Genomic DNA, 19,811 nt, shown 5'->3' with positions numbered 1-19,811 from the left:
TTTTCTGTTTTCGACCCCTTTTATGACTGCGCCGCCTTATTCCGTTTTCTGAGAAGGCAGATTCTCTTTTTCCGCCTTGCGGAAGCGGGGCTGCTTTTTCTGGGGACAGGTGGTAAGGCTGAAAACAAACTCAGTGTACTGGCCCACTTCGCTGCGGATAAAGATCTCTCCTCCATGGAGGTTGATGATGGTACGGACGATATACAGTCCCAGTCCCACACCGCTTTTGTCCTTGCTGCGGGACTTATCGGATTTATAGAAGCGGTCGAACACCCGGTTGAGTTCCTCCGACTGGATGCCCTCGCCGGAATTTCTCACCGCCACCAGTGTGCGGTCCCCCTCTTCCCAATAGCGGAATTCCAGATATCCGCCGGGATTGACAAATTTCACGGCGTTCTCAATGAGGTTGTATACCACCTGCTGGATCATATCGGGATCGGCTTCCACCATCCGTTTTTCCGTATCCAGGCCCCGCACCTCAATGTTTTTATCCGTCAGGGGCTTTTCAAACATCAGGGTGGTGCGGGTGACGATATCGGTGATCTCCACCGGCTCAGGATTGATTTTCAGCTCTCCCGCCTCGATCCGGGACAGGTTGAGCATCGCCCGTACCATCCGGGACAGACGCTTGACCTCGGTGGAGACGATCTGCAGATAGTAGTTCTGCTTCTCGGGAGGAATGGTGCCGTCCAGAATGCCGTCAATGAATCCGCCGATGGTGGTCATGGGAGTTTTCAGCTCATGGGAGACATTGGCGGTAAAGGACCGGCGGCTTTGCTCCAAAGTGGCCAGGGAAGAGGCCATGGCGTTGAAGGCTGCCGCCAGCATGGACACCTCGTCATCCCCTTCCACCGGCACCCGGATGGAAAAATCACCCCGGGCAAAGCTGCCGGTGGCCACCAGCATCTGCCGCAGAGGGCGGATCATATTGCTGGTGACAAAGTAGATGATGATGCTGGCCAGGATCATCACCACCACAGCGCTGAGGACGAACATCTGGAAGATATCCACCAGGAAGGTGGACAGAGCCGATGCCGAGGTGGAGGCGAACACCGCGCAGATGACCCGGTTGCCGGGAGAAAGGATGGGCTTGCCCACGGTGTAGTGAGCCGATTCATACAGCCCCTTCATCCGTCCGGTCTCGGTATACACCGCTTTGGTGCGGAAGCTTTCCATCACCGACATGGGCACATACTCCAGCTGATGCTCGCTGCCCCCCGCGCCGCCGCTGTAGAGGATGCGGCCATCCCGCATATCCGCCAGATAAATATCGGCGCCGATGGATTCTCCAATGGTGTTATAGTAGTTTTCCACATTGCTGGTGATATGCACCACTCCGCCGATCTGGATCATGCAATCCACTGTCAGATCCGCCGCCTGATCCAGGTTTTGGGAGAGAAGGGTATATTTGTCCTCCTTGAAGTACTGGGAAGCAAATACCAGAAAAATAGCCCCCAAAATAAACATACTCAGCAGGATCATGGTAAAGCAGATATAAAAATACCGCTGAAATAGGCTTTTGTTTTTCATGCAGGCCTTTTGTCCTCCTGTATACCGACTTTAAAAAGCGGCCTTTTTGCAAACAGGCGGGAGATTCCCCCCGCCTGACAGTGCCTTTTCCGCTTCAGGCCATGGCCCGAAGGAAACGGAAGGCCGTTTATTCCTTGACCTCGAACTTGTAGCCCACGCCCCATACGGTTTTCAGGCACCACTGGTCCGATACGCCCTCCAGCTTTTCACGAAGGCGCTTGATATGCACGTCTACAGTACGGCTGTCGCCGTAATACTCAAAGCCCCATACCTCGTCCAGCAGCTGGTCACGGGTGTAGACCCGGTTGGGATTGCTGGCCAGATGGAACAGCAGCTCCAGCTCCTTGGGAGGAGTGTCCACCACCTTGCCGTTGACCTTCAGCTCATACCGGGTCATGTTGACCACCAGCTTGTCATAGCTGACTTCCTTGACCTCGTTGACAGGAGCAGTGCCGGAGGTGGTGCGCCGCAGCACCGCCTTGATACGGGCAACGATCTCCTTGGTGTCAAAGGGCTTGACCACATAATCGTCAGCCCCCAGCTCCAGGCCCAGCACCTTGTCAAAGGTTTCGCCCTTGGCGGTGATCATAATAATGGGGGCGTTGGATTTTTTGCGGATCTCCCGGCAGACCTGCCAGCCGTCCAGCTTGGGCATCATGATATCCAGCAGCACCAGGTCGGGGTTTTCGGCGTTGAATTTCTCCACCGCCGCCTCGCCGTCGTGGGCCATGACCACGGTGTAGTTTTCCTTTTCCAGATACAGCCGAAGCAGTTCGCAGATATTCTTGTCGTCGTCCGCCACCAGGATCTTTCCCATAGCCATAACAAAGGGCCTCCTTTTTCATTTGCTTGTCTGACGGACGGAGGGTTCGGCCAAGGACGGGGTCCGCCTCTGTCCGCCGGGGGGCTTGTCACACTGGGGAAACAATCCTTCCGCCAGCGTAAAAAATCAGTTCACTTTCATTTTACTATTATACTCGTTTTCCCGCAAGATAGGTTACAAATATTTGAATGAAAAACAGCTTTTCTGTGGAAATACGCCTCTTTTGAAACCTTGGGGACAAAAAACGGCACCAGCCCTTGCTTCCCGGAAAAGAATTGGGTATAATCAGTCTGTTTGAGCGGCGGGGGGAGAAGGCGTCCCCAGGGAAAGGCCGGTTTTCCCTTTGAGGGGAGTCTTTGGTCCCTTCCAGGGTTGCGGCAGGCTGCGGGAGGCATTATAATAGGAACTGTGCAAACGCCTTCTCCGGTGATGTTCGCCCCCGGTGAGGGAGAGCCGGGATTTTTTATCCGCCCTCTCCCCAAAGGCTATCAAAAAGAGGAAAGGTTCTGGAAAAACAATGAAATTAGGAATCGGCATTCAGACGCCGGATTCCATATCTTCATACTTCTCCACAAACACCGCTAGAGCCTGATACAGCGCCGTTTTACGCAAAACCGACCAAATTATAAGTTCATATTTCTCTATGCAGCCCCACGCAGAAATGGCGTAAAAATGGCGTAGAGAAACCGACTGATTTGCAGGTGGAGAAGAGCACTACTACTCTAAGAAAACACAAAGATGAGCACGGCCTATACAAACGGTTCGTGCTCATCTTTTTCATAGGGTAGTCACCATAAGAAAGAGGCAGCAGATTTCTCTGCTGCCCCATCAGAAAACATGAGATGCGGTCATTCACTTGTTATAAGGCTTCAACAGTCTCCAAGAACTGCCCCATGCTCACTGCTCCATGCGGCAGATTTTCCCCGTCTTGGAACACCATGTAATAGCGGTACCGATTTCCCGCTGCGTTCCGCCAAGCCGCACCCAGTTCGATCTTCTCCTGACTGTCGTCGTTTTTCAGGTGATCACCCTTGGTTTCGGCAAGGATGATTTTGCCGCTTTGTGTCATAATCATAATATCAGGGTAGTGGTTGAAGTAGCCGTTGATGGCAAAGCCGTGCCGGGCGATATTCCGGTGCCACCAAAGCACATTGGGAATGGCTGTCAGCCGCTTCACTAGCTCTTGTTCCAGCTCGTTCATGCCCTCCTCAGCCTCATAGAGCGACTTTCCGTAAATCGCCGTGCTGCTTGTTGGATGGATTGCCGATGGCAGACGGTAGGACGGCTCGCACACAATTTTGCCACGGTCCAGCCATGTGAAGAAGGTCTCCTTGTAATGTTGATCCAGCAGGCTTTCGATTTTGGCACGGATTTTTGCCGCAAAGCCCAGTGGGGCCTTTTCCATAGCGGCAAGCTGTTCCCGATCCATCCCGTCCACAATGAGATTGACATAAGCGCGTAAATCTCCGCCATCCACCATGTTCAGCTTGTCCAACTGGTGGATCATCATGTCCTTGCACTGGCGCACTCGGCTTTCCGATGGGAGATTGCTGAAATATTCCTTGAAATACCGCTGGTCGGCGGCTTCCATCTGGTAAGCCCTCGGCACACTGCGGCCAGACGCCACATCGACCTTGACGATCTCATCGTCTGCCGCATCAAAATCAATATCGTATGCTTTACCTTTCAAAGTGAAGCCGTCGGCAAGCTGCTCCTTGCTCAGCAGCACCTTATCCCCGTTCGTAAACAGGGATTGCGGGATCACCTGGAAGAACTGCGGGATCAGCAGCCCGTCCACGCTCCCTCGATATTGGGGGATGATAGGAAATGTGTTCACTTTGTCCCGCACCTCCCACGGCAGAACGGCAGCAAACGGATCGTTGTCCGCGCCCTGCACCGCCTGATTGTATGCGTCGCCCGCCTGCCGGGCCTCGGCAAGCATACTGTCTGCTTTAGGGGCGGAATCCGGCGTTTTTTCGCTCTCCCTGCGCCGTTGCAGCTTTGCCCAGATGGATTTCCCGTCCAGCCCGGCAAAGTCATCCTGCGCGGTTTCCGGCTCGAACATCGGAAGCTGTTCCGGCACGGGAGCAGGTTTAGCAGGTTCTATCGGCTCGGCAAGCCGGTAATCCCGGTCGCTGAATCCCGCGCTGTTCAGCCCGCGGATGATCTGCTGTACTGTATCGTTAAAGTCGTTGGAAGAAGTCAGCACATAGGACATATTCAGGGCTTTTGCTTTGTGCTCGGCGGTGTAGGGCAGGCGCAGAATACGCCCCAAAATCTGCTCCACATCCACCTGACTGGTCTTGTTGGCAAGAGAAGCCAGAATATAGGCAAACGGGCAGTCCCAGCCCTCTTTCAGCGCGTTTACCGTGACGATGTACCGTATCGAACAATCCGGGGACAGCAAATCCACGTTTTTCAGCTCGTTCACATCGGCGGTGCGGATGGCTATGTGTCCGGCGGGAATCCCGGCTTCCACCAGTTCTTTCCGCATTTTTTCAAAGGTGGTTGCGTCCTCCTTCCCCTTTGGCTGTGCTTGGAACAGGGCAATGGGGCGGATGTACTTTCCACCGTTCTGATATTCTGCGTTGGCGATTTCTTCCAACCTATCCCGAAGGTCAATCGTGTCCATCAGCACCTCAGCCTGGCTGTCCCGGTTATAGACGATCACCGGAAGCTTGACCATGTGCTCCGCCTTGAGCTGCACCGCATCCACATAGGAGATGATGTTGCTGCGCTTTTTGGGTGTGGCGGTCAAGTCCAGCACAAAGCAGGGGTTAAAATTGGCGAGCATTTCTATACTCAACTCGGATCGGGCATGGTGGCTCTCGTCCACGACCACCAGTGGATTGAGTTGGTTGATGACCTGAAACAGCGCCGTTTCATCCGCATTCTCAATGGGGTTTTCCGGCGCGCCCAGCACTTTGGCAAAGGCGGCAAGATTGCTGTTCTCCTGATAGGCTTTTAAGCCCTCTTTGCCCCGACCGCGGAAAGAATCGTAGGACAGCACCATGATGGAGAGCTGTTCGGTGACGGCAGTTGGGTTGAAATTCTGCCCGTTCAAAAGCTCCTGCTTGGTATAAACCTCTACCCGCCCTCCGAAATCCACATCAATTTTCTGCCGGTAAGGATGGCGCGGGTCTTTTAGGGCTTTTGCGGTTTGCGTCAGAATTGCGTCGGACGGCACCAGCCACACCACCGCCTTAGTCTTGGTAAACGGCAGTGCGTCAAACACAGGCCGGACGGCGCTGCAGGCGAGGAAGGTTTTTCCGCCGCCGGTGGGCACCTTGAAGCAAAGGTTGGGAACGCCGGGCAGCACATCCTGATACTTACAACCATAGTTGTATAATTTTCTGAGTATATCCCGGCATCGTACTTTGGAAACAATCCTTGATTAGGCGCCACTATTCCACCGATAATAGGTAAGCGAAACTGTCCTCCGTGTGCATGGCCACTCAAAACAAGGTCAATATTTTCGGATACATAGTCTTCAAATGCTTCTGGTCTGTGTGAAAGCAACACACAATAATTGTCAGTTAGATTCATATTATTGATTTTCGTTTTTATCATGCTTTGCTGAAGGGGGGCTCTATCTGTAAAATCGGGGTCATCTAAGCCAGCAAGCTGTATGCTTTCCGTGTTTTTTATCAATTGTACTGCTCTATCATGGAGAATAGCAACACCTTCATCAAGCAATATACTTTCTAATTCCTGATATTGCTCACCAAGCCATGCCTCATGATTTCCTGTTACATAATAGCAAGGTGCAATCCCTGTAAGAGTTCCCACGAGTTTTTGGGCTATATCAATATTGGTCTTGTTGGAATCTACCAAATCCCCAGTTATTACAATAATATCAGGCTTTTCTTTTTCTATCAATTTTATTAATTGACTGTTGTTTTCACCGAATTCGGCATTGTGTAGGTCAGAAACGACAACAATACTATAATGATCAAATGAAGCAGGGAGCCTATCGCTTGCAACCGTATAGTGCGTAATCCCCACAGTTGTATTGCTCCATGCGGTCCATATTACGAGAAGAACCATTATTACTGTTACTATATAAAAATGCCTTTTTGATTTTTTCCTTAACATAATGCTTCCCTCGCTTAATTTCCCGCTCGATAAACCTGAGTACTTGCATGAGAAGGCTGTCCGACAACCACAAGATCCCTCGGGAGGCCCAGTCCTACATCATCGACTCCACCGGCGCCCCAGTCTGCGCTCTGCTGCCCTTCTCCACATGGGCGGTCTTCTTCGCCGGTCTGTTCTACGCCGAAGCCGGTATCCCGGAGCTGGGCTACGGCAGTGCTATTGACACCTTCTACCACATCATCCCCTTTACCTTCTACGCCATCGCCGCCGTAATCATCGTCCCCCTGTTCGCCTATGGCCTGATCCCCAAGTGGGGGCGGATGCGGAAGGCATATCAGCGAGTGAATGAAACCGGGCAGGTCTACTTCGACAGCCGGCTCGCTGCTGCTGAATAGAAGCTGCGCTTCTTCTCCTTGAATCAGTTGAATCCAGGCGCTGCTCCATTCTCCGGAAGACGGTCCGTTTTCCGCGAATGCCGCTACGGGCAATCCAGCAGCGATGCAAATGGTCAGCAACACTGCAATCAGTCTCTTCATGAGCTCTCCTCCTTTTTCCGGCTTTGCCGGGGATAAAGCTGGACAGGATACAATGGCATGGTATCCCGATGTTTGTATGGTTCTGATAGTCTCATCCTATTTATGAGATGATGCTTTTTTTCTGCGTGCAAGGAGGATAAAAGCCGTAACCCCTGCTGCAACTGCTGCGGCAACGATCAGCCCAACCGCCATATAGGAAGTTTCGCCGTCATCCTTTTCCGGTTCGGGTTCCTCTGCCTGCGGACTGTCCGGTGAGACTGGTTCTTCAGAGCCGTTGCCATCGGACGCCTGAGCGGAGGTTTCCGGGGTTTTGCTTTCCATGGAAGCAGTTCCAGACGCTTCAGACTGTGGGCTATCCGAGGAAGCGGCTACCGGCACAAAGGGCTTGTCGGATCCGAGGATAGCGATCCGCCCCGGGGAAGGGGCTTCAAAAATCAAAGCGTCGCCCTCGGAAACGGTTTCAAGAGGCTCCGGCTCCTCACCGAGATAAACCGCCTGATGATGGCTTTGGCTTTTCAGATGATCATTTAAGGGGATGCGGATCTCTATCGGAATGTCCCCCAGCTCCAGCCGTCTGCCGCTTTGCCGGATCGAAATCTCATAGACCGATAAAAGCCCTGGCAGCTGGGCTTCCAGTCCGGGATCGGCGCAGAGCAGGCTTTCCGCCGCCATTGTATCGGCATAGAGCTCTGCATCCTCCGATAAATCCGCTTGGAGGGAGACGGACACGCCGTTATCCGGAAAGGTGAGTTCCACCTTCCCGGAGCCAGCCGCAGCAGGGGCCGGCCCGTCTGCTTCCGGGCCGCTGGAGGCCCAGGGCCCCCAGTCCCCAACATCGGCTACCATATATTGGCCGTCCGGATCCCCGACGATCATAATCCACCGGGCACGCACCCGGATGGTGTATTCCTCCTGCGGCAGGGTCACGGTATCGGATGAGAAAAAGACATAGGGCTGGATCTCCGACGTCTGGTTTTCCAACACCTCGCCTTCGAGAAGCAGATGAGCCTCGTACTCGAAACTGTCGCTGGAACCGGCGTTTTCCGGCTTATCCCACTGCACTTGATTTTTGTAGCCTGACCAGCGGGGATTGCCGGGTATATATTCTTCCGCAGCCAAAGCAGGCTGGGCAAGCGCTGGGAGCGTGATGCAAAGCGCCAGTGCCATTCCCCATATCCGCTTTTTCCATGTAGCCCGAATCTTCATGGCACACTAGATCCTCCTTTTTTACTGTAAGGCGCGGGAAGAAGCTGTCTCCCCGCGCCTCTTGTTTTCTGCTCTCAGTTCAGTACTGCGCCGCCCCACTCGACCGCCTCAAAGCCGCTACGGTCCATGGGAACGATTTCCGGCTCGGGAACCGCGCCGCCCTCGTACCGGACAAAGCCAAACCACAGGCGGAATATGTTGTCCGGCTGGACCGAGAAGCGGACCGGCATTTCCGCATCCACCCCTTCGGTGAGCAGCGGATACATCACATAATCTACGCCGGGCTCCAGGTAATCCGTCCAGTATTCGATAAAGTCCAGAATTTCCTGCTCGTTGAAGCCATAAGCCTCCAGCACCCGGCGGTAGGTCTGCTCCCGCTGCTCCGCCTTCACCACAAAGCCCTCGTCCAGGCGGAAAATGGAGGGAACGGCCAGGCTTTCGTAGAACAGGAAGCCATATTTGCCGCCTGCATCCTCCAACGTGCCGTCCGGATGGGCGGTAACTGTCCATCCGTCCCCATACAGCGGGTCGGATACAGTCAGCAGCTCCGGCCGGTCAAAGGTGACGGTGATCTCCGTCTTCGTTTCGGGGTACAGGTAGATGTTGGGCTTTTTCATATCCACATGGCCGGCGCGCGGGCCGTCGTTTTTGACCCATTTCTGCCGGGCCAGTAGCCACTGTATCAGCGCCTGCGCTTCCGGGGTGTTTTCCTTCCCCTCCCGTATCAGTTGTGCCAGCTCCTGGTTCTTTTGATACCAGAGCTCCCGCATTTTTTGCACATGGTCGTAGCCCGCTATGTTCGCATCGTCTTCAACGCCGAAATGTTCCCATCCGGTCAAATCGTCCCATGCGATCATCCCCTCCAGGAGGAGAGGCGTGAGCAATTCATTCATAATGCGGACTTCGGCATCAGCTATCTGCCCAACAAAACCAGTCTTATCCCACAAGGTTTTTACCACATCAACGAGAACCGGATCCGAATCAAGCCGATCCCGGATAATACCGTATGTGAGGGCTCCTATCGCACCCGGCGGCCCTCCTCCCAGAGCAACGCCGATCATCGCTCCGTCCAATGCATTGACCGCGAATTCCAACCCCTCATAGCCTCCGCCGGCAAAGGGGTTGTTGCTGAAGCCTTCGGAAATCTGGCCTACATACTTATAAGCGTCGAGCACCGCGCCGACGTATCCCACCTTTTCGCTAATAGTGGACAATTTACTAACGGTCGGAAGGAAGTTGTCCCACTCTGCGGCGACCTTTTGGACCAATGGAGAACCATGATTGAGGTCACGGACGATCATTCCGGCCATTATTTCCTCGCTAGAGCCTATGATTCCAACAGTGTCGACGCCGAACTTTATCAGAGGGATACTGTAAAACTGGTTGAAACCGTCGGCAAATTCGTTCATGGCCAAATTGTAGGAATTCGAGGGGCGGCCGGTCTCCTGCATGAAGTCGTTAATGAAATTATGATCGCCAAGGAGGGGGCCGGCAATCCCCTCCGCGGTGTACAAGAGTTCATTTTCCAGAAACTCAACGAAGTCGCTGTTGAATGCTCCGGGAGGGCTGATGGCATCGGCCACCTCATATACGTTCATCCCCTCGTATGACTGCCCGGCCCCATCTTCCTGGGGCGCGTTCTTTGCGAAGACACTGAAAGAATTCCCGACATACGGCGTAAAGTTGTAGTTTTCGCTGTTTTGCTGTATCAGGTCTCTCACTCCCGCGTCATACTGCTGCGTTGTGGAGTTGAAGCCCATGGAGAGATTGTTCAGCGCATCCTGAAACTGCCGCTCCCAACTGGGGCGCGTGCTCAGCGATTCCCCCGGCGGCAGCAGAACTCTGGCCTCCGCCTCTGTGGAAGCGAAGGGAAGCGCCGTGAGGGTCATTGTAATCGCAAGCAAGAGGGATGCAATTCTCCGTTTCATTGTCACGCCTCCTTCATGATCTGCCGGTAGGTGTCAATGGTATCCTGCAGCTCGCTGTCCATCCCGCTGGTTCGCATCCGCTCCTCAGCAGCCTGAAAATATTGCTCCGCTTCGCCAAAATGCGCCTGCATGCAGGAGATCACGCCCAGATAGACGGCTGGCAGCGGGTTTTGCGGCTCCTGCCCGTAAGCAAGGGCCAAGTAATACTGCGCCGTGTAGGTGGAGGGGCCTGTGTTCCGGAACTCGACCCATTCCCCGTTGTCGTATTTCAACTTCAAAGAGTCATCCTCCAACCGTTCTCCGAAAGCAAGATAAGCCACTCCCGCCATCAGGTTGGCATATCCCCAGTCGGGATGCTCCATCGCCGCTTCCCGCCAGAGGTTCCGTAGCTCCTCCGTTTCGTCCTCCTCATCTGAGAAGGAGCTGACATAATAGGAACGGGCGGCGTAGTATTCCCGGGAGGTCTTAGATTTCAAATGGGAAAAATACAAATCCGCCCTCTCTTTCACCCCGGCCAGGGAAGCCGCCTTCGCCAGGCTTAAATTGACGGTTTCGGTTTCTCCGAATTGCACAATATAGGCGACAGCGAGGTTTTCACAGGTTTCCAGATCGCCCATGGCAGCGGCTACCTCCATTTCTGCGCACAGGGAATTATAGAGATCCGTCTCATCGTCCCCATACCGGATTCCCGCCAGACTGCCGCACAACAGCGAGCCTGCCGCCAGGATGCAGCAGAACAGCCCTTTCAGTTGTTTTTTCCATTTGAGCAGCTTTTGCCCCTTTTCGCCGGCCTTTTTTTCAAGGAAAGCAAGCAGACGTGGAAACAGCCATGGGGACAGGATTCCCGCCACGCAAAGCAGAGCCGCGGGAATCGTCAGCGCTAGGCTACCGCCGGCAAAGAATATGAAAAACAGATCGATCGCCAGCAGGATGCCGAAGATGATGGATACCATATCTTATTCCCCCTCTCCCACAGAACCGGTTTCTTCCTCCTCGATCCCGTTCCTCTCGTTATACAGCTCGCGGAAACGGTCCAGCAGCAAGCTTTGCGAGGCGCTGATATCCGAATGGATATGGACGCCGATGCCCTCGCCGTCCCCGATATAATCGCTCCAGCTGGAAAAGGTGAGCGCCAGCTCAGCGCATTGCTGCGCATGGACGTAATCGCCCATTTGACGGTATATGTCGTACAGGTTAAACCAGATATAGGGGTCGTTGGGCACATATTGGGTGGCCTTTATATAAAGATCCACAATCTCCTGATAGGCCTCCGTATCACTCAGGGCCTTTTCGCTCTTGGTCACTGCCGCCGCCAAACGGTCGGCCTTCATTCGGTAAGGCTGCCCGATTTCCGGCTGGATGGCGAGGACCCTGTCCAGTGACGCCAGCACCTCTTCCACAGGCGCTTCCTCCCTGGTTCCCTGGTTATAGGTGTATGTGCCGCGCCAGGCCTGGATATACTGGTAAAGCAGCTCATCCGCTTCAATTTTTGCAAGCTGCTCGTCGCTGAGATAATTATAAAACCCTACATATTCGCTGACGGCCCCGCCGTAACCGGCGTCCCTCGTCGTGTTCATTTTTGATACGTACTGGTACAGATAGTTGTCCGCTATCTCGGGGACGCTGCTGTTTTTTACCAGGCCGGAAAGCTTCAGCCCATAATCGATCGCAGCATCGTAATCCTGCTGATGCATCTCCGCCACCGCCGCATAATACAGCATATAGGGGTCTTCCGCATTCTTCGCCAGAGCGCGGCTTGTCAGCTTCAGGCACTCCTCCGCTTCGCCGCTTTCGGCCAGAGCGTACACAGCGGAGCGCATCAGCTCCGGATCGTCTCTATAGGTCTCGAGAGCCGTCAGGGCATATTCCACAATTTTTTCAAAATCCAGGCTCATCTGGTATGCGGAGATCATGTATTTGATATGAGCCAGCTTTTCCTCCTCTGTGGCCCCCGGCGCTATTTCGCTGTTCCACAGGCTGTCATACCGCTCGTAAACACTGAGATAAGAGCTTCTTCCTGCCAATTCCGCCGAGCTTTCCTGTAGAATAGCGTCCATAGCGGCCTTCTGCGCCTCGATATCGTCCGGATGGTTGCCCGCATAATTGACCACGCTGGAAATGTCCATGCTTTGAGGGTTTACCATGTCCTGAATCTCGGCCATGGCGTTATAAAAGCCCTTGTTGTACAGCTCGTCGCACAGATCGATACAGGCCGTCACTGCCGCAGCGGCTGCATCCTCGTCCTCCATCAGAGTCTGCGGGCTGAGCCTTTCGGTCCCGGACCAAACTCCGTTTGCTGCCAGGCCTGTCAGAATGCGGTTGCGGCGGAGTTGCTGCACGTTGGTCAGTTCCTCGTTTTCTTCTGCCCTTTTGTATTCATCCAACAGACTGAACAAAAAGTCGTAGCCCTCATACCGTCCGGTAATATACAGCTCTTCCATTCCTGCCAGCTGGGTTGATTCTCCGGACGTGCAGGCATAGAGATACGCCACCGTATCGTTGTCTGGATGATCCCGGACCATGTCGGAAAGGCTGGAATAGGAAAGCTCCTCCAGCTCAAAGCCCAGCGCCAACGCCCAGGCGTCCAGTTCCAGCTCCATTTCATCGTATGCTTTTACTGCAAAGACATAATCTCCGATCCCTACGGAAATAGTGGCCGACGTTGCCTTTGTCACATAGTCGCCGATGAATTCCTCGACGGCGTCCGTCTTTCCTAGGTTCGGAAAAACTGCCAGGCCCAGGCCGGCGGCCAATACGGCTGCGGACAGAAGCTCCACCGCATGTGACGCCGCCTTCGCCGTGGAAAAGCGACGTTTTGGCCGGACTCCTCCGAGAGACTCCGCCGGGCCCTGTTCCCCCTCTGGAGAGGTTCCGTTTTCCGAGGGAGCGACGGCTTCCCCGGCCGTCTGCCCGGCAGGCGCCATCCGGCTGGCAATCAGCGCCAAAATGGCAGGCAAAAGAAGCCAGCCGGCCAGTACAGATGCGAACACCCCCAGCACGCTGGAAAACCATAGCGTTCCGCCCTGGAACAGGGCCGCCGTCAGGGCTTGCGCCGCGGAGGGAAGCAGATAGACGGACAGATAAACCATCGCGGCACAGAGCAGCAGAGCCCATATGGTTCTCCATGATTTCAGCACAGGCTTTTTGGCCAGAACCACGGAGACGGCTCTGATGTATGCCGCCGTCATCAGAAGGACGGCAAGCAGGTAGGCAAGCAGGGCTATCCATACGCCGCCGCCTTCAGAAAGGCGGTAAAGTGCGAAGAGAAGTATCTCATCGGAGAGAAGTACTGCGGCTGCACAAGGGAAGAACGCCGTCAGGTACAGAGAGAGCCGCGGCTTCTTCTCCCCTGTGGCGCTCATAGCCGCAGGGATAACCAGGACGCCGCTTGCCAGCAGGCAGAAGAAGCTTACAAAAGCCGGGAGCACGTTCCCTAGAGAAGCCTTGGAGGTAAACAGCAGCATGGTATTTATCAAAGTTGGGAGAAGCGTCTGTACTGTCAGAATCAGGAACAGCCATTTTGCCCAGCCGCTTTGATATGCGTCAGCCAACGTTCGCATCAGTCGTTGTTTTTCTTCTTTCAAGGCAAAAGCCTCCTTTCAGTGGAGTCATTGTTCATCTGGCCGAGGGGCTTGTTCCGGCTGAGAAAGAGCCGTGCCGCATTCCGGGCAGAATTTCACTCCCGGTTCCGCAGCCGCCCCGCATTGTGGGCATACAGCAGGGGACTCTGCCACCAGTTTTGTTCCACATTGCCGGCAAAATTTTGTTCCCGCTGTGTTCTCTGTCCCGCAGGATGGGCAAACAGGACCTGCCGAGGCCGTCGTGACAGCCTGCGCTGCTTCCGCCGCGCGGATTCGGTCAATCTCCAACTGTGCATGTGCAGCCTCATCGTAATGGGCTTTGGCCGACTGACAGGCCTCCAGTATCTCTGGCTCTATCTGGCCGCCGGAAAGAAATTGGCCATAATAATACTCACCGATTTTTCTCAGCTCTGTTTCCGCAAGAGCCTTTTCCGATGTAATTTTTCCGTTCAACTTGCTCATCGCAATCGCTTCGTTGGTTTTATCCCCCCAAATTTTTTGCCAAGCTGCCTAACTTATCCAGAAACGCCATAACAATACTCCTCTCTTATGATTTTGTTTATCTGACAGAGCCGTTTTCCAGAGCCGTTTTCCGGCTCATGATTCAGTCTTTCGACGGGTCGATTCATTAAAAGCTCATTTTCGAGATACTGTACGATCCGATCCGACATAGCGGCCATCGTCCGTTCTTTTCCCTGTTCAGACAATCCCCCGCATGGCTGCAGCAACGCGACCCTCAGCTCGGTTCCTACCTCCTTTTCCTCGGCAGAAATAGAAAAGACGCTGATATTTCCATACACCTTTGCCCTGGCCACGATCGCGTCTTCTTCCTTGTGATAGGAAATGCTCTCTTCATCCAACACATCGTAGATCGCCATCAGCACATACCGCCTCACATAGGGAAGGATCCGTTTTACATTTTCCATATCAGCGCCTCCTTTTTTCTTTATCGGTTCTCTATTTGTGGCTGTCATTCGATATATCCGCTGATGGGTTCCAGATACATCGAGTCTTCTGAGACCAGCTGATACCGGTCGCCATGATACCCGTCGCTCCAGCCGTTTTCCGCTTTGTAGATTTCCCCGGTTTCGGTATCGCAGATACGCTCGTATCCGAGGGTTGCATCGCTTTGCTTTTGACTGATGATATCCTGACTGGTGTTTCGGTTTTCCCAGGAGGACATAATCCCGTCTAGCACCTCGTTTGCATTCCGGCTGAACTCCATAGCCCGCGCGACGGTTTCAGTTCCGGCCTGTTTTACGGCATTTACATAGCTTTCAGAATATTCCAGGCTCCTTGCGCACTCCGTAAGGATGTCGACCCATTCCAGAAAAGAATCTTTCACGGCAGTTACAGCCATCACATTATAGGCCATATAATAGCCGCCATCCGCCGATGGGACCTGATATCCTACTGGTGGCCCCGCCGCAATCTCAGCACTTCCGAAATCCACCACTGACGCGGCAAACATGCCCTCACCCTCTTTTCCTCCTTCGGTAAAGGTAGCCCGTAGAATCTCATCGTTCAGTGCGTAAGCACTCAAACCGCCGGTTGACGGGAAACGCTCGGTGACAGCAAATCCTTCAAACCGGGGGAAGGTATAGCCAGTATAACCCGGCTCAGCCTGCACAGCAAAATCTGCATACTGCGGAAAAATTTTAAAAAAGTTCTCAGTAGAGGGGGTTGACAGGACTGGTGCCAGGGCAAATATCTGCATTCCGGGGACGCCTGAAATCCCGGAATAATAAGCCCAGGCGTCCTTTCCCTCCTGACTGTGGAGCAAAGCATCTGCCTTCAGCAGCACGAAAATCTGGTTGAGAGGCTCAGCAGGATCCTGGACCCGGATGGAGTGATACATGCCTGTGCCGCCGCTCGTTACCGTCCATCCCTTGGGGATTTGCAAACTGAAATCTGCTGTTTCATACAGCTCCAGTTCGACCGATTTGGCTGCTGTTGGCGTGACGGCGATCTCGTCCTTCGATGAAGATAAAGCTTCCTCCGAAGGAGGGGTATCTGGTTCTGTGTCCGAAGGATGGGTTTCCAATTTGGAATCCGAAGAGATCTGAGACTGCGCAAGGTCTCCAGCTTCTCCGCATCCGGAAAGGGTAGTCAGAAAAACTGCTGCCAATAGTAGAAGTATAAATTTTGTCCGCCTCAACTTTTTCATACCATAAGTCCTCCTGATCCATACAAACGCTTTAGATAGAAACGTAAAATTTGCTGAAATAGTGATTTCACGGGATTGTTTTACAGCTTTATATCCACTCCTTCCGGTTTCTTGTTTGCAGAAAACTTCTGCGCAAATAAAATAGCGCCGCACCAGAAATTCTGACACAGCGCTATACCGCTTTTCAGATCTCCGCGCCAGTCCCTTAAACAGAGAATAGCATGGAGTATCCTAAAATATAAGGTTACATTCATCTCTTTTTTGGTTTTTATGCTGTTTTTTCTGAGATAACAAGGGGTTGCATTTGTCTCAAGCCCTAAAATCCGGGCTTTTTTCAAGGGCGGCGTCTTCTTTTTCCGGAATCCACTCATAATAAAATTGCAACAGGCCGATTCGGCTTTTGGTACCTGTTTTTTCATTGAGACTGCTAATATGGCGGTACAGTACGGGTCTTGAGATCGCCATCTGCTGCGCGATATCCTGCACACTGCTATCGGAAACCAGAAGATACTGCAGAACATCCTGCTCTCGGTCGGTCAATGAAAAAAGACTTGCAAAGGAAGAAAACTTTTCTTTTGGCGTGTATCCTGTTGCCGGGGCCTCGGGCGGGGCCAATGCCGTATGGGATCTAGTCGTATAGGCAAACATCAGAATACTGACAGCAACAAACAACACCAGCATGAAGATGACCAGTGTGAGGTTTCTGCCTGAAAGGAGCAGAGTTACTGAGCTGTTGGTAATCAGCGCCGCCACAAGGTTATTCACCGCCCGTCCCATGCCTGCCCAGAGATCTGGTATACGCATGCAAGCCGCAAATTCTAAAAAGCTAGTGGTAAAAAACACAACAAAAAATCCGGAAGCTATATAGGCGATCACTACTCCGGTCAAAAATGGGCCGCCCCACCGAAGTATTATCACACACAGAACAGAGAATACCATTACGCAGTACATCATAAGCGTCATGTATTTTCTGTTCCGAATATCAAAGAGAAAGCCTGCCGCCAGGCCGCTCAGCGCCAGCAGAATGCGGGGCCATTGCCCGATATCCATTGCGCCTGCAGCATGGCCTAAGGTGATTGCGTTGTCCAATGTGCTGAATACGCAGGCCATCAGGGCCACTAGAAAGACCAGGAGTAAGCCCGTCGTTATTTTTTTCTGTATTGGGCCGTTTGTTTTCTCCAACGCTTTAGATAAAGTTTTCTCTTCACCCATCAATTCCACGCGAAAAACATGCCTCGTCCGTATAAACAGAACGCTCAGCACTGCTAGAAAAACAGAAAGAATGACCGCTTCGGCAATTTCTATGTTGATTAAGTTGTTATTGATATATTGCAGAAGAATACCGCCCGCATAGGCAAAACCCACCAGCCGGGCCAGTGTTCGCTCCCCATGGATGGTACAGACAGCCAAATAGTGAGCCGAACTGCCGAAAAGCCCCATCAGAAAAAACAAAATCAACCCTGCTGTTAGGGTAATGGCGTATGAGATATGTTGCTGGATTAGAAAAATGCAGATGATGGAGACCAGAACGGTAGAAAAGGTAAGTAGGGCTTTGAACCGTTCATGAACCGCCCGATTCAAAACCGGATACAAGATAAATCCCAAAACGCTGATACCGAGTGCGTAATTTTGAGCAATCACTGTCTGATCCTCACCAACCATACGAGACATCATATTGACATAAAGATACTCCACGCCTAAAAAGACGAATGTAAATATGCTCAACAGCAATATGGCATTGATGGATGCTGGTGTTCTCAATCCCCTTGTCTTCATAGATTCCCCTTCACTTTATGCAATACGCATGGTCTCATCACACACTCTCTTATATTCACCATTATAGGAGATATAGGCTGTATATTGTTAACGCCCATTAGGAAGAGGGTGATATTATATTCATCAAACTCCACTTACGGAGAGATCACAAGTTAGTGTTATAAAACGATGAAGCAGTTGTAACTTCCACCGGAATTACTTGTTTACATGGATATATGGATATATGGTACAAGATATTCTGTCAGATACAGAAATATTTTGGTTCTACTCCCGTTTTAGTGGATAGGAGTATTTAGAAAGGGTTAGGGACAGCGAGTTGGAGTTTACCAGCAACGAGGTAAATCATCGAGGCAAAGCCCTCATAGGTATTAAAGCCACGGGCTTTCCGTTTGGCTGCCTGTATCATGGAGTTAATACCCTCACAGACAGCGTTGGTAATGCGGTGGTAGAAGTAGGCCAGTATCTTCTCCTTGTGGTTGCGTAGTGTGGTGGCAGCGTCTTTCATTGGCTGCAACCGGCAACGGCGCATCCGCATCCAGGAATAGAGAGAGTCAAAGGCGTTCCTTGCTTCCTCCACCGTATAGCAAGCGTAGAAGTCATCCAGGGCAGCAACAATGCTGTATGCCTTACCGGTCTTAGGATACCGCTTGGAGAGGGAGTCCAGCTTGGCGACCTGCTGTTCTGACATTCGTCCTCTGGGTATCATGAACAGCCTGCGGCCCTGAAAGAGGGCCTGCTTGGCTTCGGATGACTTCTGCTCCTCCTTGCGTACCATATCGAGGGCGTTGGTGAGTATCTGCTTGACATGGAACTTGTCAATCACGCTCAGGGCATTTGGGAAGTTCTCAGCGATGCCAGGCAGATAGGACTTGGACATATCACTCGTAACAGCACAGACAGCCTCTTTGGAACCGCCGTGTTTCTCTAGTTTCTCGGCAAAGGTGGAGATAACGCTTTTCTCTCTGCCTTGTTCCACATCAATGACACGCCGCCGGTCTGCGTCAACAAAGACAGTAACATAGTCGTGTCCCCGGAGCCGGGAGGTTTCGTCAACGGCGAGCCTCACTAACCCCTTCAAGTCCTGACGGCTCACGGCCTCGTTCACCCAGTAGGAGAGGATGGCGGACAGGGACTTTTCGTTGCAGCGGAGGATTTCCGCTGCCTTTGCCCGCGGCATATCGGCAAGGATAAGCATGGCGTACCCCTCAAATAGCAAGGTAAACCGGCTATTCTTCCGCTCAAACGGCGCGCTTATCTGCTTTGTGCCGCAATGCGGACACCTCACCCGGGGCCGCTTGCAATGGACGAAGGACGGGTAGAACAGACAGTCCCCATGCCGCCAAACACGCTCTGTTGGCTCATATCCATTGCGTACAGTGGCACCTCCGCAGGAAGGACAGGCAAACTCTGCGCCCTCCCGGACATTGACATAGATGTGGACTTCTTTCTTCTCCGGTGAAAACTCCGCCCCCTCAACATACCACGGTTCACTCAGGTTGAGAGATCCGGCTATCATGTCAGGAAAGTTAGCTATCATCTGTATCACCCCCTAGAGAGTATATCACAAAATCCCTTTATCCACTAACTTTGGAGTAGAGCCCATATTTTGCGCTGGATTTGGGAGCATAGTTTTTATGCCAAATAATAGTTGTAATAAAATTGCTCGAACCAAATATTTCATCCATCAGCAATCGGGTGTTGGGTAACTCCACGTCATCAATGCTGATAAAAATTGCCCCATCTGCCGCCAGCAGCTTTTGCAGCAACTTCAATCGGGGGTACATCATACACAGCCACTTGTCGTGGCGGGTCAGATCCTCCCCCTCTTTGCCCACCACTTCGCCCAGCCACTTTTTGATTTTGGGATCGTTGACATTGTCGTTGTATATCCATTTCTCGTTGCCGGTGTTGTAAGGGGGATCGATGTGGATGCACTTCACCCGCCCCTCATACCGGGGCAGCAGGGCTTTCAGCGCGTCCAGGTTGTCGCCGTGGATAATCATATTTTCGCTGCCGTTATCCTCAGCGTGCCGGCCGTTCTCGTCGAAGCTGTATTGCCGTTCCAATACCCGGAAGGGCACCTCCTGGTGGTGGTTGACGACTTTATCTTTTCCGATCCATTCAAGTGTCGGCATAACTGTTCTTCCTTCCTATTGCTGTCGTAAAGGA

General features: G+C 52.7%; 13 protein-coding genes and 2 pseudogenes. 1 reads left to right on the top strand and 14 read right to left on the bottom strand.

Features of this window, described 5'->3' with window-relative positions; genetic code table 11:
- Positions 1-36: 36 nt before the first annotated feature.
- The 4 genes and pseudogenes from BQ5383_RS04735 to BQ5383_RS21995 all read right to left on the bottom strand — a co-directional run.
- Positions 37-1,530, bottom strand: coding sequence for a sensor histidine kinase (locus tag BQ5383_RS04735; RefSeq protein ID WP_071429687.1), 1,494 nt, complete (start codon positions 1,528-1,530; stop codon positions 37-39).
- 127 nt (positions 1,531-1,657) lie between these two features.
- The gene (locus BQ5383_RS04730; RefSeq protein ID WP_071429685.1) at positions 1,658-2,353 is read right to left on the bottom strand and encodes a response regulator transcription factor; all 696 of its coding nucleotides are present in this window, start codon (positions 2,351-2,353) and stop codon (positions 1,658-1,660) included.
- A gap of 859 nt (positions 2,354-3,212) precedes the next feature.
- Positions 3,213-5,684: pseudogene (locus BQ5383_RS04725) on the bottom strand (DEAD/DEAH box helicase); the annotation flags it as partial.
- A gap of 119 nt (positions 5,685-5,803) precedes the next feature.
- Positions 5,804-6,400, bottom strand: a pseudogene (locus tag BQ5383_RS21995) (metallophosphoesterase); the annotation flags it as partial.
- 95 nt (positions 6,401-6,495) lie between these two features.
- Between BQ5383_RS21995 and BQ5383_RS04720 the strand changes: the two are divergent.
- Positions 6,496-6,843 (top strand): hypothetical protein, encoded by a 348-nt coding sequence (locus tag BQ5383_RS04720; RefSeq protein WP_071429683.1) that lies wholly within the window; start codon positions 6,496-6,498, stop codon positions 6,841-6,843.
- A 237-nt stretch (positions 6,844-7,080) separates the two neighbouring features.
- Here the strand turns inward: BQ5383_RS04720 and BQ5383_RS04715 are convergent, their stop codons facing one another.
- From BQ5383_RS04715 to BQ5383_RS04665, 10 genes are all read right to left on the bottom strand, one after another.
- Positions 7,081-8,190: a hypothetical protein gene (locus BQ5383_RS04715; protein WP_071429681.1), complete on the bottom strand. Its 1,110-nt coding sequence runs from the start codon at positions 8,188-8,190 to the stop codon at positions 7,081-7,083.
- A 74-nt stretch (positions 8,191-8,264) separates the two neighbouring features.
- A complete protein-coding gene (locus BQ5383_RS04710; protein ID WP_071429679.1) occupies positions 8,265-10,118 on the bottom strand; it encodes a hypothetical protein in 1,854 nt (617 codons plus the stop codon).
- 2 nt (positions 10,119-10,120) lie between these two features.
- The gene (locus tag BQ5383_RS04705) at positions 10,121-11,071 is read right to left on the bottom strand and encodes a hypothetical protein (protein ID WP_071429677.1); all 951 of its coding nucleotides are present in this window, start codon (positions 11,069-11,071) and stop codon (positions 10,121-10,123) included.
- Between the two features lie 3 nt (positions 11,072-11,074).
- On the bottom strand, positions 11,075-13,702 hold the full coding sequence (locus BQ5383_RS04700) for a tetratricopeptide repeat protein (RefSeq protein ID WP_071429675.1): 2,628 nt from the start codon (positions 13,700-13,702) through the stop codon (positions 11,075-11,077).
- A 24-nt stretch (positions 13,703-13,726) separates the two neighbouring features.
- Positions 13,727-14,161, bottom strand: coding sequence for a zinc ribbon domain-containing protein (locus tag BQ5383_RS04695; RefSeq protein ID WP_071429672.1), 435 nt, complete (start codon positions 14,159-14,161; stop codon positions 13,727-13,729).
- Between the two features lie 53 nt (positions 14,162-14,214).
- Positions 14,215-14,625, bottom strand: coding sequence for a hypothetical protein (locus BQ5383_RS04690; protein WP_071429670.1), 411 nt, complete (start codon positions 14,623-14,625; stop codon positions 14,215-14,217).
- Between the two features lie 44 nt (positions 14,626-14,669).
- Positions 14,670-16,034 (bottom strand): hypothetical protein, encoded by a 1,365-nt coding sequence (locus BQ5383_RS04685; RefSeq protein ID WP_139193343.1) that lies wholly within the window; start codon positions 16,032-16,034, stop codon positions 14,670-14,672.
- Positions 16,035-16,175: 141 nt separating this feature from the next.
- The gene (locus BQ5383_RS04675) at positions 16,176-17,642 is read right to left on the bottom strand and encodes a LuxR C-terminal-related transcriptional regulator (protein ID WP_071429664.1); all 1,467 of its coding nucleotides are present in this window, start codon (positions 17,640-17,642) and stop codon (positions 16,176-16,178) included.
- A gap of 292 nt (positions 17,643-17,934) precedes the next feature.
- Positions 17,935-19,179 carry an ISL3 family transposase gene (locus tag BQ5383_RS04670; RefSeq protein ID WP_071429662.1) on the bottom strand — a complete coding sequence of 415 codons (1,245 nt, stop codon included), beginning with the start codon at positions 19,177-19,179 and terminating at the stop codon, positions 17,935-17,937.
- A 37-nt stretch (positions 19,180-19,216) separates the two neighbouring features.
- Positions 19,217-19,777 carry a DNA methyltransferase gene (locus tag BQ5383_RS04665; protein ID WP_071429660.1) on the bottom strand — a complete coding sequence of 187 codons (561 nt, stop codon included), beginning with the start codon at positions 19,775-19,777 and terminating at the stop codon, positions 19,217-19,219.
- Between the last annotated feature and the right edge of the window lie 34 nt (positions 19,778-19,811).

The sequence above is a fragment of the Angelakisella massiliensis genome, from assembly GCF_900104675.1.
Taxonomy (GTDB): Bacteria; Bacillota; Clostridia; order Oscillospirales; family Ruminococcaceae; genus Angelakisella; species Angelakisella massiliensis.
This window is presented reverse-complemented; position numbering and strand designations above follow the sequence as displayed.